General features: G+C 44.2%; 24 protein-coding genes and 2 pseudogenes. 14 read left to right on the forward strand and 12 right to left on the reverse strand.

The window, feature by feature from the left end; all coding sequences use genetic code 11:
• Window positions 1-95 precede the first annotated feature (95 nt).
• The 5 genes and pseudogenes from AC3CH3_RS23585 to AC3CH3_RS23605 form a co-directional block, all read right to left on the reverse strand.
• A complete protein-coding gene (locus AC3CH3_RS23585) occupies window positions 96-1,409 on the reverse strand; it encodes an HlyD family type I secretion periplasmic adaptor subunit (RefSeq protein WP_050633022.1) in 1,314 nt (437 codons plus the stop codon).
• Window positions 1,402-3,570, reverse strand: coding sequence for a peptidase domain-containing ABC transporter (locus AC3CH3_RS23590; RefSeq protein ID WP_488538594.1), 2,169 nt, complete (start codon window positions 3,568-3,570; stop codon window positions 1,402-1,404). Before AC3CH3_RS23590 ends, AC3CH3_RS23585 begins: the two co-directional genes overlap by 8 nt.
• On the reverse strand, window positions 3,567-5,213 hold the full coding sequence (locus AC3CH3_RS23595; RefSeq protein ID WP_488538595.1) for an ABC transporter transmembrane domain-containing protein: 1,647 nt from the start codon (window positions 5,211-5,213) through the stop codon (window positions 3,567-3,569). Before AC3CH3_RS23595 ends, AC3CH3_RS23590 begins: the two co-directional genes overlap by 4 nt.
• Window positions 5,214-5,365: 152 nt before the next feature.
• Window positions 5,366-5,491, reverse strand: a pseudogene (locus AC3CH3_RS23600) (CatB-related O-acetyltransferase); the annotation flags it as partial.
• 52 nt (window positions 5,492-5,543) lie between these two features.
• Window positions 5,544-6,464 (reverse strand): IS5 family transposase, encoded by a 921-nt coding sequence (locus tag AC3CH3_RS23605; RefSeq protein ID WP_488538008.1) that lies wholly within the window; start codon window positions 6,462-6,464, stop codon window positions 5,544-5,546.
• 425 nt (window positions 6,465-6,889) lie between these two features.
• Here AC3CH3_RS23605 and AC3CH3_RS23610 point away from each other — a divergent pair, with 425 nt between their 5' ends.
• From AC3CH3_RS23610 to AC3CH3_RS23650, 9 genes are read left to right on the forward strand one after another with little or no spacing between them, the layout of a single operon-like run.
• Complete coding sequence (locus AC3CH3_RS23610; protein ID WP_488538596.1) at window positions 6,890-7,291, forward strand: ATP synthase subunit I; 402 nt, start codon at window positions 6,890-6,892, stop codon at window positions 7,289-7,291.
• Window position 7,292: 1 nt separating this feature from the next.
• The gene (gene atpB, locus AC3CH3_RS23615; RefSeq protein WP_371965911.1) at window positions 7,293-8,063 is read left to right on the forward strand and encodes a F0F1 ATP synthase subunit A; all 771 of its coding nucleotides are present in this window, start codon (window positions 7,293-7,295) and stop codon (window positions 8,061-8,063) included.
• A 46-nt stretch (window positions 8,064-8,109) separates the two neighbouring features.
• Window positions 8,110-8,346 carry a F0F1 ATP synthase subunit C gene (gene atpE, locus AC3CH3_RS23620; RefSeq protein WP_004730405.1) on the forward strand — a complete coding sequence of 79 codons (237 nt, stop codon included), beginning with the start codon at window positions 8,110-8,112 and terminating at the stop codon, window positions 8,344-8,346.
• A gap of 54 nt (window positions 8,347-8,400) precedes the next feature.
• A complete protein-coding gene (locus AC3CH3_RS23625; protein ID WP_004730401.1) occupies window positions 8,401-8,871 on the forward strand; it encodes a F0F1 ATP synthase subunit B in 471 nt (156 codons plus the stop codon).
• Between the two features lie 11 nt (window positions 8,872-8,882).
• Window positions 8,883-9,434 carry a F0F1 ATP synthase subunit delta gene (locus AC3CH3_RS23630; RefSeq protein ID WP_010429143.1) on the forward strand — a complete coding sequence of 184 codons (552 nt, stop codon included), beginning with the start codon at window positions 8,883-8,885 and terminating at the stop codon, window positions 9,432-9,434.
• Window positions 9,435-9,443: 9 nt separating this feature from the next.
• Window positions 9,444-10,985: a F0F1 ATP synthase subunit alpha gene (gene atpA, locus AC3CH3_RS23635; RefSeq protein ID WP_010429141.1), complete on the forward strand. Its 1,542-nt coding sequence runs from the start codon at window positions 9,444-9,446 to the stop codon at window positions 10,983-10,985.
• Window positions 10,986-11,032: 47 nt separating this feature from the next.
• Window positions 11,033-11,902 (forward strand): F0F1 ATP synthase subunit gamma, encoded by an 870-nt coding sequence (atpG, locus tag AC3CH3_RS23640; RefSeq protein ID WP_010429139.1) that lies wholly within the window; start codon window positions 11,033-11,035, stop codon window positions 11,900-11,902.
• Window positions 11,903-11,944: 42 nt separating this feature from the next.
• Window positions 11,945-13,330, forward strand: coding sequence for a F0F1 ATP synthase subunit beta (atpD, locus tag AC3CH3_RS23645; RefSeq protein ID WP_004730394.1), 1,386 nt, complete (start codon window positions 11,945-11,947; stop codon window positions 13,328-13,330).
• Between the two features lie 15 nt (window positions 13,331-13,345).
• Window positions 13,346-13,789: a F0F1 ATP synthase subunit epsilon gene (locus AC3CH3_RS23650; RefSeq protein ID WP_017074015.1), complete on the forward strand. Its 444-nt coding sequence runs from the start codon at window positions 13,346-13,348 to the stop codon at window positions 13,787-13,789.
• A gap of 165 nt (window positions 13,790-13,954) precedes the next feature.
• On the opposite strand, the gene AC3CH3_RS23655 is transcribed toward AC3CH3_RS23650, so the two are convergent.
• A complete protein-coding gene (locus AC3CH3_RS23655; RefSeq protein WP_019820613.1) occupies window positions 13,955-14,917 on the reverse strand; it encodes a nitrilase family protein in 963 nt (320 codons plus the stop codon).
• Window positions 14,918-15,023: 106 nt separating this feature from the next.
• On the opposite strand from AC3CH3_RS23655, the pseudogene AC3CH3_RS23660 reads away from it, so the two are divergent.
• Window positions 15,024-15,917: pseudogene (locus tag AC3CH3_RS23660) on the forward strand (LysR family transcriptional regulator).
• A 111-nt stretch (window positions 15,918-16,028) separates the two neighbouring features.
• On the opposite strand, the gene AC3CH3_RS23665 reads toward AC3CH3_RS23660, so the two are convergent.
• From AC3CH3_RS23665 to AC3CH3_RS23680, 4 genes are all read right to left on the reverse strand, one after another.
• Window positions 16,029-16,577 (reverse strand): RNA-binding S4 domain-containing protein, encoded by a 549-nt coding sequence (locus AC3CH3_RS23665; RefSeq protein WP_488538597.1) that lies wholly within the window; start codon window positions 16,575-16,577, stop codon window positions 16,029-16,031.
• A 213-nt stretch (window positions 16,578-16,790) separates the two neighbouring features.
• A complete protein-coding gene (locus AC3CH3_RS23670) occupies window positions 16,791-17,465 on the reverse strand; it encodes a DUF1868 domain-containing protein (protein WP_488538598.1) in 675 nt (224 codons plus the stop codon).
• 21 nt (window positions 17,466-17,486) lie between these two features.
• Window positions 17,487-18,611, reverse strand: coding sequence for an ROK family transcriptional regulator (locus AC3CH3_RS23675; protein WP_065205985.1), 1,125 nt, complete (start codon window positions 18,609-18,611; stop codon window positions 17,487-17,489).
• 80 nt (window positions 18,612-18,691) lie between these two features.
• The gene (locus AC3CH3_RS23680) at window positions 18,692-19,519 is read right to left on the reverse strand and encodes a glycerophosphodiester phosphodiesterase (RefSeq protein WP_065205984.1); all 828 of its coding nucleotides are present in this window, start codon (window positions 19,517-19,519) and stop codon (window positions 18,692-18,694) included.
• A gap of 240 nt (window positions 19,520-19,759) precedes the next feature.
• Between AC3CH3_RS23680 and AC3CH3_RS23685 the strand changes: the two genes are divergently transcribed.
• The 4 genes from AC3CH3_RS23685 to AC3CH3_RS23700 are packed head-to-tail and all read left to right on the forward strand — an operon-like array spanning window position 19,760 to window position 23,651.
• Window positions 19,760-20,830, forward strand: a complete 1,071-nt coding sequence (locus AC3CH3_RS23685) for an ABC transporter ATP-binding protein (RefSeq protein ID WP_065205983.1) — start codon at window positions 19,760-19,762, stop codon at window positions 20,828-20,830.
• Window positions 20,827-21,693: an ABC transporter permease gene (locus AC3CH3_RS23690; protein ID WP_171307891.1), complete on the forward strand. Its 867-nt coding sequence runs from the start codon at window positions 20,827-20,829 to the stop codon at window positions 21,691-21,693. Before AC3CH3_RS23685 ends, AC3CH3_RS23690 begins: the two co-directional genes overlap by 4 nt.
• Window positions 21,693-22,538 (forward strand): ABC transporter permease, encoded by an 846-nt coding sequence (locus AC3CH3_RS23695; RefSeq protein ID WP_488538599.1) that lies wholly within the window; start codon window positions 21,693-21,695, stop codon window positions 22,536-22,538. The genes AC3CH3_RS23690 and AC3CH3_RS23695 overlap by 1 nt, the downstream gene beginning before the upstream one ends.
• A 15-nt stretch (window positions 22,539-22,553) precedes the next feature.
• Window positions 22,554-23,651: an extracellular solute-binding protein gene (locus tag AC3CH3_RS23700; RefSeq protein ID WP_488538600.1), complete on the forward strand. Its 1,098-nt coding sequence runs from the start codon at window positions 22,554-22,556 to the stop codon at window positions 23,649-23,651.
• 113 nt (window positions 23,652-23,764) lie between these two features.
• Here AC3CH3_RS23700 and AC3CH3_RS23705 read toward each other — a convergent pair whose 3' ends face one another.
• Together AC3CH3_RS23705 and AC3CH3_RS23710 are read right to left on the reverse strand one after the other, a co-directional pair.
• Window positions 23,765-25,408, reverse strand: a complete 1,644-nt coding sequence (locus tag AC3CH3_RS23705) for an ABC transporter ATP-binding protein (RefSeq protein WP_488538601.1) — start codon at window positions 25,406-25,408, stop codon at window positions 23,765-23,767.
• 9 nt (window positions 25,409-25,417) lie between these two features.
• Entirely contained in the window at window positions 25,418-26,440 is a 1,023-nt protein-coding gene (locus AC3CH3_RS23710; RefSeq protein WP_048608646.1) for an ABC transporter permease, read from the reverse strand.
• Window positions 26,441-26,448 lie beyond the last annotated feature (8 nt).

The following is a 26,448-nucleotide window of genomic DNA, read 5'->3' on the forward strand; positions in this document are numbered from 1 at the left end:
CGATAACGAGACCAAACAGAAGGGAGCACATAATGTGCTCCCTTTTTATTATTTGCTGTGGTTATTCGTTTACTCTCAGCGACTCTTTATAACGATTACCTTTCACCAAATGCGACACTGACATTGGTGTAGATCGGTTTCCATAAATACTGGAACACAGATTTTTCACCGGTTGTGATGTCTACCTCACCCGTCATACCTGGCAAAATAGAAAAGCTCTCTGGGTTATCGCGGAAGTATGGCGTATCAACCGACACTACGACTTCATAATAGATTTCGCCACGCTCGCTTTGACTGGTGGTCGGTGAAATACTCTCTACCGCCCCTTTAAGTGCCCCAAAGCGGCTGTAATCAAACGCATCAATCTTAATTCGAGTAGGCTGCCCTACACTCACAAAACCAATATCTCTTGGCGATAAACGAGCTTTAAAGTCGGCTTTCCCACCAACAGGAACGATTTCAACCACAGTGCCACCTGGCTGAATAACACCACCGTTTTGCGTGCTTGGCAGGCTTTGCACCAAGCCTTGTAGCGGTGACACTAACATAGTGTTCGTCAATTTAGCTTGGCTTGAACGAACTCTGGCATTCAGTGCTGATAAGTCAGATACGGCTTTAGAACGATCATCGCTGACCTTGGCCTTCGCCTCTGCTAAAAGCTGTTCAATTTTTTGCTCTGTGCTGTCTGCTTGCTTGATTAACACCGCTTTCTTACCACGAGCTTCTTCGATTTTCTGTTCGATACTGGCCAGTTTTTGTCGCATTTCAAGCACACGTAAGCGTGAAATGTTACCCGCTTTATAACCCTTCTCCAGTATGTTCAACTCTTGCTTGGTCGCATTCAACTCTTTCTCATAGCTAGGTAATGACTTATCTACGCTACGAAGTTGCTCCGCAATCTGCTCGCTCTCTTTCTCAAGTACCACACGCTTTTGAAAATAGAGGGCTTTTTGTGCGTTCAGCTGCGCTTTTTGTTGGCTAACGATCTCTGGGTAATCGACCTCGAACTCAGCAAGGTTTGGCTCGCGTTGTTCAAGCAGCGCATTCATACGCTCCACACTGGCTAGAAGCGTCACTTGTTGAGACTTTAACTCTTCAAGAGCGGTACGTTGGAAGGTCGCATCAAACTCAACAAGAGGCTGACCTTTCTCGACCAGCTGACCTTCTTTAACGAGAATTTGCTTTAACTTACCGCCAATCGCACTTTGAAGTACTTGTTTCTCGCCTTCTGGAATCACAGCGCCTTTGGCTTTGGCAATTTCATCCACTTGGGTGACTACAGACCAAGTGGCAAAAGCGATTACACACAAAGCAACTGACCATGTGGCTAATGCCAATGTACGAGCCGTATTTTGTGATTCAACAAGTTCACCGTAGCGCTTGCCCTTCTCGATAGGTTGTTTAGCCATTCGCGACTCCTTGCTTAGACTCTGATTGTTCTTTTTTGGCTGCATCTTGTTGAGCTGACTGCTCTTGAACTTGAGAAGCTTGAGGCTCTAAAGGCTGTTCAGCCTCTAATGGACCGGCGTAAACCACGGCACCTTCATTTAACACCACCACTTTATCGGCAAGTTTGATTAAGTCAGGATCGTGAGAGGTGTAGATCACCGTTGCTTTTCCTTTTTTCGACTGCACAAACTCACCAAATATGCGCTTAGCGTTTGGATGAGCATCAGGTACAGGGTTATCCATCAAGAACATTGGGTAATCATAGACTAGCGCTTTTGCATCGATGAGGATCTGCGCAACACTGCCAGACAACATGTCAAAAAGGCTATCCGGTTGAATACTACTGATGGAGGTATCTAGCCCACCAGATAATGTCTTGAACCAGCGCTTTCCGCCGACCATTTCAATTGCAGAGATCATTTTCTGATCTTCGACCTTATGCCCGTCGTTTAGCCACTCTCGAATACTCAGCGTAAGCAAGTCAGGATAAGCGGCTCGAATGAAACACCAGTGACGATATAGCTGCGGATCGTATTGAACAAGGTTTACGCCTTCAAGCTCTACCATGCCGTTTTGAATAGGCTGTAAACCAGACAACACTTCAATTAATGTCGATTTACCACTGCCTGAAGGGCCAGTAATCGCCACAATTTCTCCGGATTCGATATCAAAACTCACGCCACTCAAAGCGGGACGACTCTGTTTAGGATAACGCAGGGTCACTTGGTCTAATTTCAAATTAGGCGCTACCACAGGCAACGGGTGATGTTGGTAACTGAACTCGCGCTCAGATGGCTGAGACAAAATACGATTTACCTGCAATTTGGATTGATTAAAGCTGTTAAAACGCATCGCACTGTTTGCCAACACCTGAGCGGGACCCGTCACTTTAGATATCAACATCATTGAAGCAATCAAACCACCGGGGGTCATCACTTGTTCAAAGATAAGTCCAATGCCTAACCCCATCACCGCGAGTGTCGAACCTACACCAATGAAATAGTAAATCGAGGTGTAACGACTCTGGAGAACCGATTGATTAAAGGTCACTGTAGACGCGAGAAGGTTGGCTTTTTTGAAGCGTTGAATCCAGTGCTCTGAGAATCCGGCACTGCGAATAAAGGCAAGCTTGGATGACAATTCATTGGTCATATTTTGACGATTCGTACCTGCTACCGTCGATTGCATTGAACGCTTGCTGCTAGAGCGTATCGTACGCTTAGCCAATAAGTAATACAGAACCAAAGAAACGATTGGAACCAGCACTAACCACCCGCCTAACACACCAATCGCAAGTACGAAGATTAGAATGAAGGGAAGATCAAATAACGCATTTCCTAATGGCCCAGATAGCACACCTGAAATACGCTCTGACAGCATCACTTGGTTTTGCTGACTAGACGAAGCCGTTTGCTGGTTTTGAGCATAGCTATTTCGAAGCAGACGCTGCACAAGGGATTGAGAGATTTCACGACTTACTCGGTTCGAAACTGAAGCAAACACTCGGCTACGTAATGTTCTCAACCACCCCATCATTACAAACAACAACGCCGCGCCAATGGCGATACCTTGCAGCTCATGCCCTGCATCACCGCCAATCACATGGTCATAAATCGACATCGTGATGAATGGAACAGCAAGTGCAAACAAGTTGGTGATAAAACTGACCAACAGCAATTTAGGGATGATAGGGCGAAACGCATGTAACCTTTCGCCAACCCAGTCAGGAGATGCCTTCTCTAATGGTGGCCCATCGATAACGATGCAAAACTGAGGAATGTCTGAAACGTCTTCATTGCCATCAACGGCAACAAACTGTTTTGACTCCAAGTGACCAGAAACCAATTCATTTTCACCGAGAACCAGTAGAACTAATTTGTGATCGCCTACTTCATCTAAGTTGGCAACCAAGCGATATGGCAATGCAAGCCTATCAAACAGGGCAAACATATCATCAATTGATTCAATGCCGTTCTCATCAACCCATTGGCGAGCGAACAATTGGATATTCGCATTAACTTCCAACTCCTTGAGCACAGAAAGGCTTTCAGTTTCCAGTCGGTTCATCGGCTCATGTTGACCGTCTGTTTCGCCATGGCGATTAGCATCTAAACGATTCATGCAATGACCTCCTGCTGATTAGTACTGTCTTCGGCAATTGAACCGTTTTCTACTGTAATTGTTCGACTCACTAGTTCGCGAAGTTTTGCATGATAGCTCACCATCAGTATCGTCCGTCCTGCCGCCACTTCTTCTTCCAGAACCTTAGCTAAGTTTCCAAGGGCATCTAAATCAAGCGAAGAGTCTGGCCTTTCTAACATGATAATGGGCTTGTCACTTGCCAGTTGAGTCGCGATATTGAGCATTTTCACGTTGCCCATACTCAGCAAAGACGCACTCGTATGGCCAATTTGTGTCTCTAGTCCATCGGGTAATCGAGTGATTTCCTTGGTCAAACCCAAACGCTTAGCATAGTCACTGGCGCTATGTGTTCTCTCAGGATCAAACCCGCACAAGTTGTCGAGAATAGTACCTGACACCAACTGCCCTTTAACGCCGCAGTAGGCCGCAATATTGGTTACGGATGCGATAGAAACGGCAGCTCCGTTAATGAAGCACTCACCGGTTTTCAGATCATCAATACCTGCAATCGACGACAATAAATGACTGTTGGTGTGGCGATCTTCACTCTCTAACAATACCAACTCACCTTTACTCAGTGTGACATCAGCATGAGCGAGTTCACCGTATCTTTCAACGGTCGCTTGCTTAATTTCCAACGTCTCAAAGTCAGATAAAGGGAGCTTAGGTTGCTCAGAATCTGAAGGCTCAGATAGTGATAAGTCACTCAACTTTTCTATTGCCTGATTAGCACTGTGTATTGAATTAAGCTTAATTCGAACTCCCACCAAAGCACTTAAAGGTGCGACGGCTCTGCCCGACAAGATAGAACATGCCGCTAATCCACCAGTAGTTAACTGCCCATCCAACACCCACAAGCTCCCCGTAATCACCAGTAAAACTGACGTCGCTAATGCGGCAAGTTGAATACATTCTTGGGCGAAGGCGTTCTGTTCTTCTTCTCTCGCTTTAGACTGAGAGCGAACATTATTGAGGGATTTAAACTGGTTGAAGATTCGAGACTCAACGGCCTGACGTTTGATTCCCTGAATGGTTTGGCTCAGCAAAATCAAGAACGCTTTTCGCTCCTGCTCATCTTGAGAGGCTTCTTCACTTAAGCTTTTAACGCGAATAGAAGATAACCAAACGATTCCGAGAGTAATAAGCCAAACTGCCAAAGGTATCGCCACCAGCTCACCGCCGATGTAAGCCACTAAGCCCAAGAAGATCAATGCAAAAGGTAAATCAATAAAGCCTGCAATCACACCGCCGGAATACCAATCTTTAACTTTTGATACTGAACCCAGCCCCTCTTCCACACCGCCAACACCTAAATGACGAAGATGACTTGATGAAGCATTAGTCACCCTTTCCACCAAGGTTTGATAGGTTGCTTTCTCGGTATTACTGGCCGCAGCAGACAAAAGCCAAGTACGCACAAAACGTATGAGTGCTTCCATAGCAACAGCCAACGTCGCACCCGCTAATAACAGAGTGGCAGTCCCATAACTCTGATTAGGTAAGATACGATCGTAAATTTGTAAAACCGTTAGCGGAACGGCGAGAGAAAGAAGATTTATGAGCAAAGAAGGCAGTAGGACTTTCCCCACCACCCCTTTGTTTTTCATTGAACTTGCGGGCATACACAATCCTTATCCATGCTTATGAAATAAGATTGGTACACCATATTGGGTATTGCAAGGTAACGAACTGATTTAACGTGTTTTTCAATATAAATATGACACAGATCTTTTTACACAAATCTGTGGCTATATCTGTACCTTATAAACGCTCCTTACAAACCATTGTCGTAATCCGCTATCGCCTGCTTTAGCTTTGAGAAATCCGAGTTACATAAATACGGTTTCAGTGCTTCAAATTTATCTGAGGGCCACTCGTATATTTTGAATGAAATGAGCGGCTTTGTTGCGTAATTAAATTTATAGATAGAGCTACCCCATTTCGTGTGTTTCTTAGTCAATACGACAAGTTTCAGGCATACCTAACCCAGTAAGCTTGTTCAACGCTTTTATCATCGCGTAAGTCTCACCCACCTGCGCATTGTAATGTCTTAAGCTCAATCGTCCTCCTAGTAACTGTTTAACTCGATACATCGCTGTTTCTGATAGTGAACGTCTGTGGTACCCATACCGCTCTTTCCAATACTTATTTGAGCCGTATAACTTCTGGCAAACCACGGCGAGGTTTCGAGGATGACCACGCTCCCAGAAGGCTGCCCCTTCTCTTGGGGGAATAAGCGCAATGGCTCCCTTAATCTTAATAGCAGCATGACACAATCTCGTGTCGTAAGCTCCATCACCAGACACCTCAAGGATACTTCGGCGTGTTTGTTTCAGTAAGTTCGGGAGGACTTCTCCATCTGTAACCGTCGATAAACTTAGCTCGGCTGCGATAATTTCATGAGTGCTTGTATCAACGGCAATATGCAGCTTTCGCCAAACTCTACGCTTGCCATCTGTCCCGTGTTTTTTGACTTTCCATTCACCTTCGCCATAAACCTTTAGGCCAGTTGCATCAATGGCCAGGTGCTGTATTGCTCCTCTCGCTTTAGTCTTAAATGAGACCTCAACTTGCTTTGCTCTACGACTGATGCAGGTGTAATGCGGACAACTTAATGGAACATGGGCAAGCCTAAATATTGAGTCGATAAACCCTTGCAGAGCTCTCAGTGGCATAGAAAAAACTCGTTTCACCATGAGCGCTGTCGTGATAGCTAAATCGCTGAACCGACGTGGCCTCCCGCGCTTACTCTGTTTGCTTTGCGCCCACCCGTTTATTGCCTCTTCATCAATCCAAAAGGTCAGAGAGCCACGGTTAATAAGTGATTGGTTGTATTGCTTCCAGTTGGTTGTTTTGTAACGAGGTTTAGGCATAGAGCTACGAGAAGGAGTGAACGTAGCTGATCAGATCGTAGGCTCTTGATTTAGTTCCATTGAATTACGCAACAAAGCCCCGTTTCCGCTGAAAATAAAGCATTTAAAATTTTCATGAATAAAGTTATTCAACTATTACTTTCATAAATGAAAAACACTCATTTCAAAAATGGAATTATTGATGTCGATATTTGTCGTTTTGATCACATAATTTTAGGTGTAGTTTATATTTTGTCGAAACGATAGCGAGTCAGTTTATTTCGTTTAATTTCGTCAGGAGATATAAAGCCAGAAAGATTATTTCTTTGTTAACAAGTAAAGGTTTATTAACAAGTCAAATTGCTATTAACAAGTAAGTGCTAGTAACAAAACATATTCAAACTGTGTTTTATATTAACTTACACTGTTAAATATAGGGTTTTATTATGAGGCTTAATGGGATAAGTAGCGACATCCTTGTTGCTGCTAAAAGAGTTGTTCTCTGCCAAATAGTATTAGCCGTCGGTGTAGTTTTATATGAAGTGTTTTTTGGTAATAAAGTAGATATGGAGTCTTCAGCTTTGGGTGTCGTAATCGCGATGTTACCACCGCTGTTTGGTTTTATATATGCAAGCCTAAAGGTGCACAAGAATCCTAATTATAGTTTACGTGACTTAATGCAAATGAGTCGTGTCGTGAAAATAACCTATACGTTCTTAATGTTTATCTTGGCATTCCAGTTTTTTAAATTGGATAACCCAGTAATATTATATGCGTACATTTTAACTATGGTTGGATATTTCTTAACACCATTTATTACCGCCTCTAATAGATCGGAGTACGTGTAGTATGGATCAAGTCACTACCGCTCATGAGTATATAGAGCATCACTTAACCTTCTTAACTACAGGGGATGGTTTCTGGGCATTCAACATTGACTCAATGTTGGTATCTTGGATCACAGGTTTACTGTTTATAGGCGCGTTTAGATATGTCGTCACGCGAGGCACTAGCGGTGTACCTGGTCGTTTTCAATGTTTTATCGAGCTTATCTTTGATTTTGTTAACAATCTCGTCAAAGAAATTTTTCAAGCGGAGGATAAATTAATAGGGCCACTGGCATTAACCACTTTTGTTTGGGTGTTGTTAATGAATGCGGTTGATTTATTACCTATTGATTTAATACCAGGGTTAACTCGAGTAATCGGCCTTGAACACTTTAGAGACCTACCGACAGCGGATGTAAATATCCCAATGTCGATGGCACTCGGTGTGTTTATTTTACTGTTAACCTATACGTTAAAAAATAAAGGTTTGAAAGGCTTTATCAAAGAGCTTACTACTCAGCCATTTGATAACCCTCTTTTATATCCTGTTAACTTTGTTCTTGAATTAATTACATTAATTTCAAAACCAATATCACTAGGCTTACGATTATTCGGAAACATGTATGCAGGCGAGATGATATTCATCCTTATTGCATTAATGCCATGGTGGATGCAATGGGCACTGAGTGTTCCATGGGCGTTATTCCACATATTAATCGTATTCTTACAAGCATTTATATTTATGGTACTGACCGTTGTTTATTTAGCAATGGCAACAGAAAAACACCATTAATTAATAACTAAAAAATTAACTAACAAATTATTTATCGGAGATACAAATGGATATCGTAAGCGCAGTTTTATATGTAGCAGGTGCATTACTGATCGGTTTAGGTGCAGCGGGTGCGGCATCTGGTATTGGTAACTTAGCAGGTAAATACCTTGAAGGTGTTGCTCGTCAACCGGATCTTACTCCAATGCTCCGTACTCAATTCTTCATCATGATGGGCCTTGTGGATGCTGTACCGATGATCGGTGTTGGTATCGGTCTATACATCATCTTTGCCGTTGCTTAATTAAAAGCTTTGAAAAGATCGATTTGTAAATAATCAAGATTTAGTGAGGAAGGTATGAATTTAAATGCCAGCATGTTTGGTCAAGCAATCTCATTCGTGATTTTTGTTTGGCTATGCATGAAATATGTATGGCCCCCTCTCACCGCGATGTTAGACGAGCGCCAAAAAGAAATCGCTGATGGTTTACGCCACTCAGAGAATGCAGCGAAAGAGCTAGAACTAGCAAAATCAAATGGCGCACAACTCGTCGCAGATGCGAAAAAGAATGTGACCGAACTGATTGAGCAAGGCAAGAAACGCCGCAACGAAATCATCACTTTAGCTCACCAAGAAGGTGAGCAAGAAAAGGCACGCATCTTAGAACAAGGTAGAGCTGAGCTAGAAGGCGAACGTCAAAAGTTACGCCGTGAACTTCAGGCGGATATGGCAGATGCGGTTATTCAAAGTGCACAGAAATTGATTAGCAAGAACCTAGATTCTGAAACGAACCGAGCGTTAGTTGATCAAATGATAAGCGAACTCTAAACGGAGGCAATATGTCAGATTACACCAATATTGCTCATCCCTACGCTAAAGCATCGTTCGACTTTGCTTTAGGTGAAAACAAGTTACAAGAGTGGCACTCAATGCTGTCCATTCTTGTGACGGTAGCGGAAGAAGAAACGATCGCTAAGCAGATTTCATCAGCAGAAGGTGTTCACACAGAGCAATCTGAAGAATTGGTCAATCTTATCATTCACGTATGCCAAGGACTCGTTGATGACCACGTCATTAATCTCATTAAAGTCTTGGCTGAGAATGGCCGTCTTGCAGTGATCAGAGACTTGTTTAACTTGTTCAGCGACCTAAAGGACGAACATGAACGTGTAATCCCTGTCACTGTCACCAGTTCAGAATTGCTTACACAAGATCAAGTGACATCACTCACTGCTGCACTTGAGAAGAAATTAGAGCGTCAGGTTGAAATGGAACAGGTTATTGATGACTCGCTGGTTGGCGGGATCGTCATCAAGGCGGGTGAAACCGTCATCGATGGTTCTTTGAACACATCAATTAACCGATTAGCTCATCAACTTCACGCGAGATAGGTAACAATAATGCAATTAAATTCAAATGAAATCAGCGACCTGATTAAAGATCGCATCTCGAAATTTAATGTGAGCACCGAAGCTCGCAACGAAGGCACTATCGTCTCGGTTCGTGACGGCATCATTACCATTAACGGCCTTGCGGATGTCATGCAGGGTGAGATGATCGAGCTTCCTGGTGGCAAATACGCTCTTGCTCTTAACCTTGACACGCATTCAGTCGGTGCCGTGGTTATGGGTCCCTACACTGGCCTATCTGAAGGTATGAAAGTGAAAGGGACAGGTCGTATCTTGGAAGTACCCGTAGGTAATGGGCTTCTTGGCCGTGTCGTGAACACATTAGGTGAGCCAATCGATGGCAAAGGCCCAGTGAGTTGTGACCGACTCGACCCTGTAGAAGTAATTGCGCCCGGCGTAATCGAGCGTAAGTCCGTCGATCAGCCAATTCAAACCGGCTACAAAGCAGTAGACACCATGGTGCCTATCGGTCGTGGTCAACGTGAGCTTATCATCGGTGACCGTCAGACTGGTAAAACAGCGCTCGCTATCGATGCGATCATCAACCAGAAAGACTCTGGCATTAAATGTGTTTATGTTGCGATTGGCCAAAAAGCGTCAACCATCGCTAACGTGGTTCGTAAACTCGAAGACCACGATGCACTTAAAAACACCATTGTTGTTGTGGCATCAGCTTCAGAGTCTGCCGCGCTTCAATACCTAGCACCTTATGCGGGTTGTACCATGGGCGAATACTTCCGTGACCGCGGTGAAGATGCACTGATCATCTATGATGACCTATCAAAACAAGCCGTCGCTTACCGTCAAATCTCATTGCTACTTAAACGCCCACCGGGTCGTGAAGCCTTCCCTGGCGATGTATTCTACCTCCACTCACGCCTACTAGAACGCGCAGCAAGAGTGAATGCAGAGTATGTAGAGAAGTTCACAAATGGTGAAGTGAAAGGCAAAACAGGTTCATTAACCGCGCTTCCTATCATTGAAACTCAAGCGGGTGACGTATCTGCGTTTGTACCAACCAACGTAATCTCAATCACCGACGGTCAGGTTTTCCTACAAACCCAACTATTCAACTCAGGTCTACGTCCTGCTGTTGACCCAGGTATCTCGGTATCTCGTGTGGGTGGTGCAGCACAGTGCAAGATCATCAAGAAACTGTCTGGTGGTATTCGTACATCGTTAGCTCAATACCGTGAGTTAGCCGCATTTGCTCAGTTCTCTTCTGACCTAGACGACATGACGCGCAAGCAACTTGATCATGGTGAGCGTGTAACCGAACTGATGAAGCAAAAACAATACTCTCCAATGTCTGTCGCTGAGCAAGCAACGGTTATCTACGCTGCAGAAAAAGGCTATTTGGCTGACGTAGAGTTGCACAAAGTTGCGCGTTTTGAAGAAGAGTTAATTGCTTACGCAAAAGGTCAAAACCCAGAGTTGTTCGACACCATCAACGCCAACGGTGACTACAACGACGAGATCGACAGTGCACTTGCAAAACTTCTCGGTGACTTTGTAGCGTTGAAAGCTTGGTAAACGCTCCGGTTTGTTGGCTGGAAATCAAAACAAATTAGGAGCAGATAATGGCAAATACTAAAGAAATTCGCACCAAGATAGGCAGTGTTAGTAACACTCAGAAAATCACCAGTGCAATGGAGATGGTTGCGGCAAGTAAGATGCGTAAAGTTCAAGACAATATGACGCTAACACGTCCATATGCCGAGAACATGCGCAAAGTTATCTCTCATGTCGCATCAGGGTCGCTGGAATACCAGCACCCCTATCTTCAACAGCGTAAACCAAAACGTGTTGCTTACATCATTATTTCGTCCGATCGGGGCTTATGTGGTGGCTTGAACTCGAACTTGTTCAAGAAAGTGCTAGAAGAAATGGAACAGTGGCGTACCAAAGGTGTTGAGGTAGAGACCACCTTAATTGGTTCAAAAGCTATCTCATTTTTCCAACGCAGCGGCAATGTTATCGCGCAAACGTCAGGTCTTGGTGACGCACCTAAATTAGAAGACATCTTAGGTACGGTTAACGCGATGCTAGGGCATTACGACGACGAAAAAATCGACAGTTTGTATCTCGTTTATAACCAGTTCATCAACACCATGGTTCAAGAGCCAACGACTTTGCAGTTGCTACCCCACCCCTCAGAGTCTGAGGCCGATGGCGGTACGAAAAAAACGCGTCGTTGGGACTATATCTATGAGCAAGCACCAAGAGACATCCTCTCTGAGCTGTTACATCGATACATTGAATCACAAGTTTATCAAGGCATCGTAGAGAGCATTGCCTGTGAACAAGCAGCCCGAATGGTAGCCATGAAAGCGGCGACCGATAACGCAGGCCAACTCATCGATGATTTGCAGTTGGTTTACAACAAAGCGCGACAGGCTGCCATTACCCAAGAACTGAGTGAAATAGTCTCAGGTGCTCAAGCTGTCTAAGGGCAGAAAGAGTGGGCCAGAATAGAATTTGAGGATTTAGAGATGAGTGTTGGAAAAATAGTTAAAGTTATCGGCGCGGTGGTAGACGTCGAGTTCAGCGGCGGCAACAGCCCACGCGTTTATGATGCATTGAAAGTGACGAGCGAAGAAGCAAGCTCGCTCGTATTAGAAGTTCAACAACAGTTGGGCGGCAGTATCGTTCGTTGTATTGCAATGGGTACGTCAGATGGCTTGCGCCGTGGCCTCACGGTTGAAAACACAGGTTCTCCGATCACCGTTCCTGTGGGCGAAGAAACCTTAGGCCGTATCATGAACGTGCTTGGTCAGCCAATTGATGAATGTGGTGAAATCGGCCAGAAAGAAAGCTACGAAATTCACCGTGAAGCGCCTTCTTATGAAGAACAAGCCAACAGCACTGAACTTCTAGAAACAGGCGTTAAGGTTATCGACCTTATCTGTCCGTTCGCTAAGGGTGGTAAAATCGGTCTGTTCGGTGGTGCTGGCGTTGGTAAAACCGTCAACATGATGGAGCTTATCAACAACATCGCTAAAGCCCACTCAGGTCTCTCTGTATTTACCGGTGTTGGTGAACGTACTCGTGAAGGTAACGATTTCTACTACGAGATGAAAGAAGCTGGCGTACTAGACAAAGTTGCCATGGTTTACGGCCAAATGAACGAGCCACCAGGAAACCGTCTACGTGTTGCGCTGACTGGTCTTACTATGGCTGAGCGTTTCCGTGACGAAGGTCGTGACGTACTGTTGTTCATTGATAACATCTACCGTTACACACTTGCGGGCACAGAAGTATCCGCACTGCTAGGTCGTATGCCATCAGCAGTAGGTTACCAACCAACGCTGGCTGAAGAGATGGGTGTGCTTCAAGAACGTATCACATCAACCAGACAAGGTTCGATCACGTCTATTCAAGCGGTATACGTACCTGCGGATGACTTGACTGACCCATCGCCAGCAACAACCTTTGCTCACTTAGATGCGACCGTTGTACTGTCTCGTAACATCGCGGCATTGGGCCTCTACCCTGCGATTGATCCATTGGATTCAACCTCTCGCCAGTTGGACCCACTTGTGGTTGGCCAAGAGCACTACGACATTGCACAAAAAGTACAAACCACGCTACAACGCTACAAAGAGCTAAAAGACATCATCGCGATTCTTGGTATGGACGAGCTATCGACTGAAGATAAGCAGACGGTATCTCGCGCTCGTAAGATTGAACGTTTCTTAACTCAGCCTTACCACGTAGCCGAAGTATTTACTGGTCAGAAAGGTGTATTTGTACCGCTAAGCGAAACACTAAGAGGCTTTAAAGGCCTGCTAGGCGGCGAATACGACGATATTCCAGAGCAAGCGTTCTTGTACTGTGGCTCTATCGACGAAGTGCTTAACAAAGCAAAATCACTCTAAAAAGGTAGGTGCATCATGGCTATCGGAGTTACAGACAATACATTTCAACTTAATATCGTAAGTGCGGAAGGTACGCTGTTTTCAGGGCCAGCCTATGCCCTAGCCGTTTCTGGCGCTGACGGTGAGCTGGGGATCCGCCCAGGTCACTCCCCGCTTCTCAGTAAAATAAAGCCGGGCGTGACAGTGTTTGTCACAGATCCTAAATCAGAGGGGCAAGTGTTGTATGTCTCTGGTGGCATGCTTGAAGTTCAACCGGATGTGGTCACGGTGTTAGCCGATACGGCCTTGCACGGTAAAGACATTGACCGCGCTCGCGCAGAAGAAGCGAAATATGCAGCTCTAGAAAATATCAATAAAGGCAATGTCGACATCAACTTTGCACAAGCTCAGCTTGAGCTAGCAAAAGCCGTTGCTCAGCTTCGCGCATCAGAATTGACATCTTCTCGCACTCGTCACTGACAATAGAGCTTAGATGCTGGTGCTAGATGCTTAGTGTGTAAGATAGTCTACCCACTTAAAAACAGTTTAAGTGGGTAGACTACATCAATAACCCTCACTTCTCTTTCAATTTCCCCACCCTTTTGACCGTTCCCAATACATCCTTTTTCAGCAGCGCTTACAACATTATTTCTCTGCAAAACGCGCTTGGTGTGGGTCCAGTTCATGACCTAACGGCTGCGTCAGCGAATGATATAACTCCGGCTTACGACCGCGAATCCAACGCCTTCCGGTACACATCTCCAACTCTTCGGCTTTTAGCTCTGCAATTACCATGTCGTTATCAACGCTGTCCGTCTCTGTGATGATTTCACCATAAGGGCTTAAGATCATCGCATTGCCAGTTCTGACTTCATCCATATCCACACCAACGCCATTGCTGAACACCACAAACATACCGTTATCGTGTGCTCTTGCAGGCAACCAACGCATTAACCATTCACGGCCATTCTTACCCTGCATTTCTGCGCGAATCGCCTCTGGGTTTTCATCTCGGTTGAACCATAGCTCTGGGTCAATTCGTTTCATCGCGTTCGGGCTGCGTGATTGACAACCACCCGTCTGGTGCGGTGCAATCAATATATCAGCCCCTTTCAACGCAGTAATTCGTACGTTCTCAACCAAGTTGTTATCCCAGCAAATCAAGATACCGACTTTGCATCCATGAGGTGTATCGAACACAGTATATTGGTCACCGCTGCTCATGTATGGGCTAACGAAGGTGTGCAGTTTGCGGTGCTTCTGTACCTCACCATTGGGCATGGCAAATACATAGGTGTTGTATAGCTCGCCATCGCAACCCTGCTCTATCAAACCAGCGCCAACACTGATGCCAAATTGCGTAGCTAGCGAAATTAATATTTGAGTCGATTCGCCATTCGGGACTGGTTCTGCGAGAGCTTCTATCTCTCCTCGTGATAATTCAGACACATGCCAATACCCTGTGATACACATTTCTGGGAAGCTGATAATCTCCACACCATTGTTCGCTGCCTGTTGAACGTATTGCTCAATCACCGACAAGTTATACGGTTTGTCGCCTGCATGATGGTTAAACTGAACCGATGCTACTTTGATGTCTCTTTTCATGATTCGTCCTCAAATTCCGCTTTATCTGATTTGGTATGAACTCAGTATAAAAAATCAATTCAATTCCATATAATGAAAGATATTCTCAGTTCAATGAGCATTTGGAATGGAATTTGATTTACTGAAGGCATTTTGTCAGTTGGCTAAATCGGGCAACTACCGTTTGGCATCAGAGCAGCTTTAAATTACTCAATCGGCACTCACCAAGAAGATTCAGCGATTGGAATCCAATCTTGGAGCGAGTCTGTTCTCTCGCGGCAGGAACGGCGCAGTGCTGACACATGCAGGCAAAACCTTACTACCGGAAGCCCAACGCTTAGTTCATTCAATGCAAGCATTTGAGCAGCTTTCAGGCTCGGTAGTGAATGGAACTCAAGGGCATTTAAACATCGGCTTTGGTGTGTCTACATACCATGAAGCACCCAAGTTGATTGCGGCTTATAAACAACAGCAGCCAGATGTTCACATCACCTTGAATGACACGCCCTCCAAGCAGCAAACAGACGAGCTATTGAGCCACGAACTCGATATCAGCTTCAATCGGATACCAGAATCATCGAATTTAGAAAGCCTAACGCTTTTCAATGAGTCGCTTGTGGTCGCGATACACAAAGATCTTCTCAAGCAAGCTCCCGAGTTGAGTTCTAACCCAAGTCAGGCAATATCTGAACTATCGAATTGGCCTTATCTAAAGCTCGCCCAACATCGAGGTCCTGGGCTAAACAAACAGATTCAACAATATTGTCTTGCCAATAAAATCGACTTATCAAAGACGCAAGAAGCCGATGATATTCTCACCCTGCTTGCCTTGGTTTCTGCCAATATCGGTTTCACCATTGTACCCAGCAGTGCGCAGTTCATTAGTAATACCGATGTGGAATTCATTGCGTTAGAAGGTGAATACGCCACTTGGCCAGTCGGGTTGATCTGGAATGGAGAGAGTGAAAACCCACTCAGGGATAGGTTTGTAGAGTTTGTGGCTGATCAAAAAGAAAATTAGGCCAGGACCTAAATTACATCTACAAAAAAGGCTCACTAAATAGTGAGCCTTTTGATATCTGTTTAACGTAAAACCTGGGTCTAACTGTGCTTACGTTTCAAAGTAATAACTTTAGAAGAATTCGATAGAATTACGGCCGCTTTTATCATCACGTGTTGCCTTTGGCGCATCCACTTTCTTTTTCGGTTTGTTTTCTTTCTTCTTCTCTTTTTTCTCTTTCTTTGGTTCAGCCGTTGCGCTTAGCATTTCTGCTTTGCTTTTCTTAGATTCTTTCTTCTTAGAATCCTTTTTAGACTGACCTTTCTTCGCCTTGTGATCTTTTTTAGGCGCTTCTTTCTTTTTCGTTTTTTCTGATTCTTCTTGTACTGGCTGATCACACACCACTACATAGTACTCTTGGTTGAATTCAAAGAAGTCGCCATCGTACATTTTACGACGTTTACGAGTTTCTAATTCACCATTTACCGCTACGTAGCCTTCAGAGATGATGTGTTTAGCTTCACCGCCACCACTCACTAAGTTAGCAATTTTAAACACTTTGTAGAGTTCGATTGGCTGTGATGAAACATCAATACCAATTGCTTCAATCTCAATCTCTTCGCCTTCTTCGCCAAGCTCTTGGCCTTCGTAATCAGCGTCTTCGTAATGTTCTTGGTCCATGGTGACCTCTACCTAAATATGTACTTCTGAAATATTGGGCGCAGTGTAATCTTAAAACAAGTAAATGACCATGCCCGATTAATGTATACAGTCTTATATTGTAATTGCTTTCAGCCCACCAATTACACTCAAAAACAAAAAAGCTCATGCGCAATATCGACAGCGTATGAGCTCAAATCAGATAATGATCTTAGGGATCATATAAACCTAAAACTAAGATAGACTGATAACAGGAGTAAATTTAAACATATCTTGGAAGGTACAAAATTCCACAGGGCCATGCGTCAAAGAGCCAAACGATTGAGCTAGACGCTCACCAATACGCTTCGCAGTTTGTTGTAATTCAATCTTATCTTGTTCTTCCAACTCTATAACGCGATAGCTCAAGGTAATATGAAAGTGATAGTCATCGAAATCAGGCATATTGATACCGGTGGCTGTTTTTAACGCTTCACGACACTGCTTAAGTGCTTGAGTAGAGTGCTCGTTAGCCGGTTTAATACGAATCGCAGTACCGCCAATCGGGCAGTTGTAAACGTAGTCATACATCATTTCAAAACCGCCTTGCGCACCGACTTGGCTTGCTTCAGTCGCGAACAAGTCGGTTGTTTCCGAAAGATCAGCAGCTAGGTCTAGTTTCGATGTCCACTTATGCGCTTCGCGAATTTGATCGCAAACCCCTTCAAATACCGTCATGTGCATACTTGAAATAGGCAAGAAAGAAAATTTGTCACCACAATTCATTGATTTAAGTTGGTCTTGCGCCCAACATAATTCGTCAATCAAAGGCAACGATTGATCAAGGTGACAAATAAAAGTATTGCCAGGGAATGTTCTTACGCTTCCATCTTCATGGAACTTCACACCCACACTTGGTGCATATTTCATAACAATTATCCGATGTTTTTATTAAATACCTAGCGTGCGAAATACTGGGAACATGCATGCTCCATAGGTATTTAGCGACGATCCAATTTTTGAAGGAGAGAATTGAGCCATTGCATATGAGCGTTCAGCTTCTTCCCAAACCTTATCTAATGCGACTTCATCAATAATGGCTTGGCTGATATGTTGAGGGCAAGAACCACCAATCACTATACAATCTGGGTCGAACCAACCTAAAGTGACAACTAACATGGGCTTAAGCTGTGCTGCGGCAAAACGCACCCATTTTGATACCACAGGGTTATCTAACCCCGGAATATCTTCAGGGCCATCCACTTCCAGTCCTGATGCCGCCAGTTGATCCAATAAGCCACGAATAGTAGGCTTATTTTCTTCGCCAAGCAGGTTGAAGTATGTGCCGATTTCACCCGCATTATGCCGACTGCCTCGGTAAAGTTTGCGGTTGATGATCGCACCGCCCCCCACACCATGACCTAACTCAAACAGCACCATATTTTTTACTTCTGGCCACTGACCAGAATAAAACTCACCTACAACAGCAACATTACAGTCATTATCGATCCAGACTGGCCATTCAAATACGTCACCAAAGATGCTTGCTAAATCGACCCCTCGCCAATGTCCCATCTGAATAATAGTACGAATCGACTTACCATCACCTTCAGAAGGCCCAGGCATAGAAACACCAATCCCCAATATGCGTGCATTTTGGATTTTATGTTTATCAACCAATACGTCTATTTGAGCCTTAATGTTCTTAAGTACATCTATAATTGGCGCATCTTCGGCGTAATCGATGGTTTCAGTATCAATCACTTCACCGCAGAAGTTTGCCAAAGCGACTTCAATTCGGTGAATATGGAAAGCGATACCAAATGAAAATGCTGCGTATGGGTTCAACTGCAACGGAATGATGGGCTGGCCACGACCGACTTTTTCTCTTGGTCCTTCTTTAATCATGTTCATTGCCAGTAACTCTTTAGAAATACTGGTCACAGAGCCACTACGCAAACCTGTTTTTTCAACAATTTTTGCGCGCGATACCGAGCTATGCTGTCGACAAACCGCCAGTAATTTCTTCTGTCCTGGAGTCAATTCTAGTTGTAATGGTTTTATCGGAGTTAACATGTTCAGTTGTTCTCTATTTATGGTTCAATCAATTTATTAGGCGGTGTCGCATGATGGGTTCATCAATAACAAAGTCGGATTTAAATCGCTTCCATACCGGCTTCATGTACTAGCTCTTTCAACATATCAATATCGTCGTGGCTAATCATATCAATGAGGCCTTCGCTCAACCATTGAATAATTTCACTATGTACGTCGTAGCCATAATATTGATTAAACCATTGAGTTGGTTTCATATTTTTGTCTTTGTTTGGCAAATACAGACGTGTGGTTAAACCTGAGCTTTTATAACCTTCGAGTACACTTCGCGTTGTATAAGGGTATTCCACACACACAGCAGAAGCATTCGATTCCAATACGGCATTTAATTGATTTTGGTAGCGAGCAAGCGTCACCACTTGTAGCTGAATGCTTGGTACACACTCTTTCACAAGGTTAACTAACGTATGATCAAATCCCAACAATTGGATGTGATCTAGTGCATTCGGAGTTTGTTCAATTAATACCGTAAGCTTTTCTGCAAAGCGATGGTGATTGCGCCTTTGTTTCGCTTCAACAATCAGCCCAACACCATGTTCAATTGCCCACTCAAGTACTTCACTAAACTTAGGAATTGAAGTCTTTTCAAATGACGAATGGAACCAACCACCGAAATCCAACGCTTCTAATTCTGCAAACGTCATTTGCTCAACATAACCGCTCCCATCAGAAGTACGGTTAACGCTTGGATCATGAATCACCACCAGCTCTTCATCGGCTGTCATCGCGATATCAATTTCAATACAGCGGGTATTTCTCTCAACAGCGCTAATAAAAGCAGGCATGGTATTTTCAGGGCAACGAATGCAATCGCCTCGATGGCTATTTACTAGAACCTGTCCTTTTTTTGCCACATCAAAACTGAACATAAAACACCATCAATTAAACTACCTAAAAAAGTTTAATCTAGAATAGCGAAATATTACGCTTACTGTCAATGAAGAAGCGCCTACAAAATCCGAAAATAAAAAACCCTTTAAAACAATTGTTTATTAAACTTTTCGTGATCAATGAATGATTTTTACGCGAAAAAACTCGATCGATAATAAAACTGAAATAAACTACAAATAATCTATCTGGAAATTTAAACTTTTTAAAAAAGGTTAATTATGGCGATTTTGGAACTTCGTTCTGTCACGAAAACTTATGGTGATTTTTACGCATCAAAAGAGATCTCATTCTCTGTAGAACAAGGCGAGTTTGTCACTCTGCTTGGGCCAAGTGGTTGTGGCAAAACAACATTGCTGAAAATGATCGGGGGATTTCAAACGCCTACATCAGGTGAAATTCTGATGAACGAGCGCGTGGTAAACCAAATTCCACCAGAAAAGCGTGAAACAGCGATGTGTTTTCAGTCGTATGCTTTATTCCCGCATTTAAGTGTTTCTCACAATATTTGCTTTGGTATGGTTCAACAGAAAATCGATAAAAATGAACAAAAACGTCGTTTAGCGGAAATTTTGTCTCAGGTTGGTTTAGTTGATCACAAAGACAAATTGCCATCACAACTTTCTGGCGGTCAACAACAACGTGTAGCCCTAGCCCGTGCAATGGTGACTCGTCCTGACATCATTTTATTCGATGAGCCTTTATCAAACCTCGATGCGAAAATGCGTGAAGGCGTTCGTTTTGAAATCAAAGAGCTGCAACGTCAGCACCAATTAACCTCTATATATGTTACTCATGATCAAGCTGAAGCCTTGGCAATGAGTGACAGAATTGTGGTGCTAAATGGCGGTAACATTGAACAAATCGGCACACCAGAAGATATTTATTACCGCCCAGTTAGCCGTTTTGTAGCCGACTTTATTGGCGCCGCTAATATCCACCAAGCGTATGTCGAGCCAACTCAACAAGCGAACCAATACCGTGTCAGTTGTAACATGGGTGAATTTCTCGTTGAATCTGACGAACAACCACAAACGCAAGAAATCTTCGTATGTTGGCGCCCTGAAGACGCTCAACTTTGTAAACAAGGCGAAGCTAACAGCTTTGAGGTCACGGTTGAATCATCGGCTTTCCAAGGCAATAACTTAGATGTATTCGGCTTTGTTGGCACAGACACAAAACAAAAAATTCGCCTTCAATTAGGCGGAAGAGTCTCTGCTGAACAAGGTGAAATCATTCATGTAAAACTGCCTGAATTTGGCATGCGCTTCTTAGAGGGAGTGAATGGATGAACATAAAACCCTATTTACTGCTCATTCCTGGGGTTGGCACTATCGCCTTACTCATGGGAAGTGCTTTGTACGTAGTCATCGCGCAAAGCTTTGGACTCTTTAGTGTCATGGGAGAAACCAACGGAACACTCGAATACTGGCAGACAACTCTTAGCGATCCAATTTTATGGCGTTCTGTCGCGTATTCTTTGCGTACCTCGTTACTCGGTACTATTGGAGCCGTCACACTAGCCTACCCAATTGCGCTTTGGTTACAAAAGCCCATTCCAGGTAAACCGGCCATCATTGGAGTATTGCGTGCTCCTATGTTTGTACCAGGGCTAGTGGCCGCTTTCCTAATGATGAACGTCATCGCTTACCACGGGATTTTTAATGAATCTCTATTAGCACTTGGTATCATTGATAAGCCTTTGCGTCTTTCCAACGATAAATTTGGTTGGAGCATTGTCGTCCTACAAATTTGGAAAAACTTACCTTTCGCTTTGATTCTAATCAGCGGTGCCATTGCTAGCATTCGTGGAGACTTAATGGATGCAGCTTTAGATTTAGGCGCGACGCGTTGGGCAAGATTCAGTCAGGTTATTCTTCCGTTAACTATCCCTGCGTTACAGGCTTCTTCTATTCTGATTTTCATTGGTGCACTGGGCGATTTCTCATTTGCATCTGTCGCTGGCTCACGTAGCAGTTACTCTTTAGCGATGCTGATGAACATCACAGCAACTCAATATTACGAATGGGAAAACTCCGCTGTCATTGCCATGGTTATCATGCTGCTTGCCGGCTTGTCTGCCGTTGTTCTGACTTTACTTACTCAGCCATTTGTTACACGTAAAAGCGTTGTTGTAGATATGGAGAAATCATAATGAAGCGCCTTCGTAACCTAACTAACACCCAATGGGTCATGTTGATTTCTGTTAGTTTCTTCGTTCTTGTGAATCTAGTTTGGCTTGGTGTCCCTTTCGCAATGGCGATCATTTGGTCATTGGTTGATCCTAACCACCCTTGGAGTTATCCCGACCTACTACCGCAAGTGTTGTCGTTCGGACGCTGGATAGAAGTATGGGAAACCACTTCTCTACCAGAAGCCCTACGTAACAGTTACTCTGTTGCTCCTGCCGTTGCTATTTTAACCATCACTCTTGCGATGCCGACCGCGTACGCGTTTGGACGCATGGAATTTCGTGGTAAAAAACTGGCCGAGATGGTCTCCCTGCTCCCTATGGTTATGCCATCAATGATTTTGGCGGTATTTTTTAGTTCAATGCTGTTAGAGCTTGGATTAACCGCCCCATACGTCAACATTGTCATTGCACACACAGTATTGGCCCTGCCTTACGCAATTCGTATTTTGTCTGCCGGATTTAAGGCCATCCCACAAGATTTGATCGATGCTTGTGCTGATATGGGCGCGGGTAAGTTTGGTACCTTTAAGCACGCATTCTTGCCTATGCTTAAACCAAGCCTGCTTGCATCATCCATCTTTTGCTTGGTGATCAGTATTGAAGAGTTCAACATGTCTTACGTACTGGGCGCACCTGACTTTATTACCGTTCCAACCATCTTATATTCATTTTTGGGTTACTCATTTATCAGACCTGATGCTGCCGTTGTATCACTGATTCTAGTCATTCCAAATGTACTACTAATGTTACTAATTGAACGTTTATTGAAAGGAAATTACTTGTCTCAATCGACGGGTAAAGCTTAATTTCGTGAGGATACAATGAAAAAAACTCTACTAGCAGCACTACTTAGCACCACAGCATTTTCTAGTTTTGCATACGATGTAAATACAATGACGTGGGATGAAATTGAATCTAAGGCAAAAGAAGAAGGCTCGGTGACTTTCTCTGTATGGTACCTACAACCAGGTTGGAGAAAGTTCGTCAAAAGCTTTGAAGAAGAGACTGGCATTAAAGTTCGTATCCCAGAAGGTACTCACGATGGTAACCGTAACAAGCTTCAAGCTGAAAGCCGTCGTGATAAAGGCTCAATGGATGTCGTAGCACTTGGCCCAACAGCGTTGAACACATTCAAACTAGAAAACACTCTGTTAAGCTTAAATAAGCTTCCAGAAATTCAAAAGCTGAACCAGTCGGCAGAAGGGATTAACTCTAAAGGCTATGGCGTAACATTCTGGGGTAACCAAACGGGCCTTGCTTACGACCCTAGCCGTATTAACGAATCTGACCTACCCCAAACATTCGAAGAGATGGAAAGCTACATCAAAGGCAATCCTATGGCATTTGGTGTCAATGATCCTAACGGTGGCGGCGCAGGTCAGCGTTTTATCGAATCCAGCATCCGTCATGTGTCGGGTGATTTTGATATGACCAACAAACTAGATAAAAAAGTCGTGAAGTCATGGGCTCAAACTTGGGATTGGTTTGAAGCTAACGAAGAAGACATGCTTATAACAGCATCCAACGCAGACAGCCTAACGCGTATTAATGACGGTGAAATAACACTGGCACCAGCATGGGAAGATCACTTAGCCGGTTTACAAAAACGCGGCGCAATCACAGATCGCATTAAGTTCTATATCCCTGAATTTGGTATGTCTGGCGGCGGTAACTTCGTCACGGTAGCGAAAAACAGCCAGCATCAAGCGGCATCACTGGTATTTATCAACTGGTTAACGTCAGCAGAGACACAAACGGCCTTGAACGCAGAGTTTGGCACGGCACCACAACACCCAGATGCAGACTCTTCTAAGGCGCTGATTTCGCAAGATATGCGAAACAACTCAACAGAACCGTTTAACTCTGAATACAGTGCTTACCTGAAGAAGCAATTCACTCGTAATGTACTGATGCGCTAAGTTAGATGTTTTGATGCAATGCTTAGCCTTCATCAGTAACTAAAATCAAAAAAAGAACGATACGTTAAATATCGTTCTTTTTTTGTTCGGCATCGTAAAAATATTGAATTAAATCAGCTTATGTTAGATAGAGAAACCAACTGCTGCGTATATTCATGCTTGGGTTCGCTAAACAATGTCTCTGTATCGCCTTTCTCTATCACCTCTCCGGCTTTCATCACAATGGTGTAATGACACAGGGATTTCACAACATTTAGGTCATGGCTTATGAATAGATACGTGAGGCCATACTTTTCTTGAAGTGATTTCAATAGATCCAGCACCTGCGCTTGGACCGTTCTGTCTAATGACGATGTTGGTTCGTCTAGCAGGATAAACTCTGGTTTAAGGATCAAAGCACGAGCAATCGCGATACGTTGCCTCTGCCCGCCAGAAAACTCGTTAGGGTAACGATGGCGAGTCTCAGGATCGAGGTCGACCTCTTTCATTACGTCACAGATGCGTTGATCGAGTTCAGTGTCGTCCAATTGTTGATGCACTAACAAACCCTCACCAATCACCTGAGCCACTGACATTCTTGGGTTCAACGCCGAGAATGGGTCTTGAAAGACCACTTGCATACGGCTTCGAAACGGTAGCATCTGTTGGCGATTTAAGCCTTGAATTTGTTCATCTGCGTAGGTAATTGAACCTTCACTCTCCACCAGCTTTAATATCGCCATACCTGTAGTCGACTTACCCGAACCACTTTCACCCACTAAGCCAATTGAGTGCCCCTTCTTCAAGCTGAACTCCATGTCGGTTACAGCTTTAACATGCGAAATAGTCCACTTGAACAAACCGCCTGTAATCGGGAACCAAACACGCAGCTGGTCAACATTGAGCAAAGGTTTACTTTCCGGAGATACAGGAACAGGCAAACCTTTTGGATCGGAATTAATAAGTTTTTGAGTATAAGGATGAGATGGTGCATTAAAGAGTGTTTTACAGTCATTGCTTTCAACTAAGCGGCCATCTTTCATTACCGCCACTCTGTCGGCAATTTTACGAACGATACTCAAATCATGGGTGATGAAAAGCATCGCCATACCGAGCTCTTGTTGCAGGTCTTTCAACAAGTCGAGGATCTGCGCTTGCACCGACACATCCAATGCGGTCGTTGGTTCGTCAGCAATCAGCAACTCTGGCTCGTTAATCAGTGCCATCGCGATCATCACACGCTGACGCTCACCTCCAGATAACTCATGTGGATAGGCTAATATTTTTTGCTCTGGATGACGGATACCTACTTTAGAAAGCCATTCTATCGCCAAGGCTTGCGCTTTATTGGTGCGCATACCGCGGTGAATCGCGAGGGTTTCAACCAACTGCTTGCCGACTCTATGAAGCGGGTTCAACGACACCATTGGCTCTTGGAATATCATGCCGATGCGACCACCACGAATCCCGCGCAGTTGCCTTTCAGAACAACTCAGAATATCGGTGCCAGAGAAGTTAATCTTACCGTTTAAATAGTGCGACGAGCCTTTAGGCAGCAGTTTTAACACTGAATTAGCGGTAACCGATTTACCTGAACCACTCTCGCCCACCAGCGCGAGCGTTTCACCTTTGTATATTTTTAAAGAGACATCTTGCGTCACTTGTTCTATCGAGTCTTTACGCCCGAAACCGACAGACAATTTATCGATGGTCAGAACTGGAGATACATTAGCAGCCTCTGCTGTTGACCCTGAAGTAGGAGCTGTATTTGAAGTCATAACTTATCCTTACTTCTGTTGATGTGGGTCGAAGGCATCACGTACCGCTTCACCAACGAAGACAAGTAACGTAAGCATCAGTGAAAGCACGACGAAAGCAGAGATACCAAGCCAAGGCGCTTGCAAGTTAGCTTTACCTTGCGCCAATAGCTCACCTAATGAAGGCGAGCCCGCAGGCAAACCAAAGCCTAAGAAATCTAACGACGTTAATGTGGTGACAGAGCCTGAAAGAATAAACGGCATCATGGTTAACGATGCTACCATCGCGTTGGGTAGCATGTGACGAAGCATAATGCGCTTGTCGTCCACACCCATCGCTTGCGCGGCTCTTACGTAATCAAAGTTTCGACAGCGTAGGAATTCCGCACGCACGATGCCCACTAAACTCATCCAACTGAAGAGCACCATTATTCCGAGCAACCACCAGAAATTCGGCTCGATAAAACTCGACAGAATGATCAACAAGAACAGGGTCGGCATACCAGACCACACTTCAATGAAGCGCTGACCAAACAGATCAACCCAACCACCGTAGTAACCTTGTGTCGCCCCGACAACCACACCAATCACGCTCGATACAATCGTCAAAATAAAACCGAATAGAACCGAAATACGGAACCCATAAATGATACGCGCCAATACATCTCGCCCTTTATCATCGGTTCCTAACCAATTCACTGAATCGGGCTCCGACGGCACCGCGCCGGAAATATCGAAGTTTATCGTGTCGTAACTAAACGGAATGATTGGCCAAACGATGTAACCGCTGTCTTCAATAAGTTCGATAACATACGGGTCTTTGTAATCCGCTTCGGTTTCAAACTCGCCGCCAAATTCGGTCTCGGCATACTCATTAATGACGGGTACAAACCACTGATTATCATAAGAAACTAAGAGTGGCTTATCGTTGGCGATGATCTCAGCGAACAGGCTCAGTCCAAACAAGATGGTAAATATCCAAAGGGAGATAAAACCACGCTTGTTTGCTTTAAAACGTAACCAACGAGCTTCAGCTAAAGGGTTGTTAAACATTTATTATC

Source organism: Vibrio sp. QJM3NY_35, assembly GCF_057785915.1.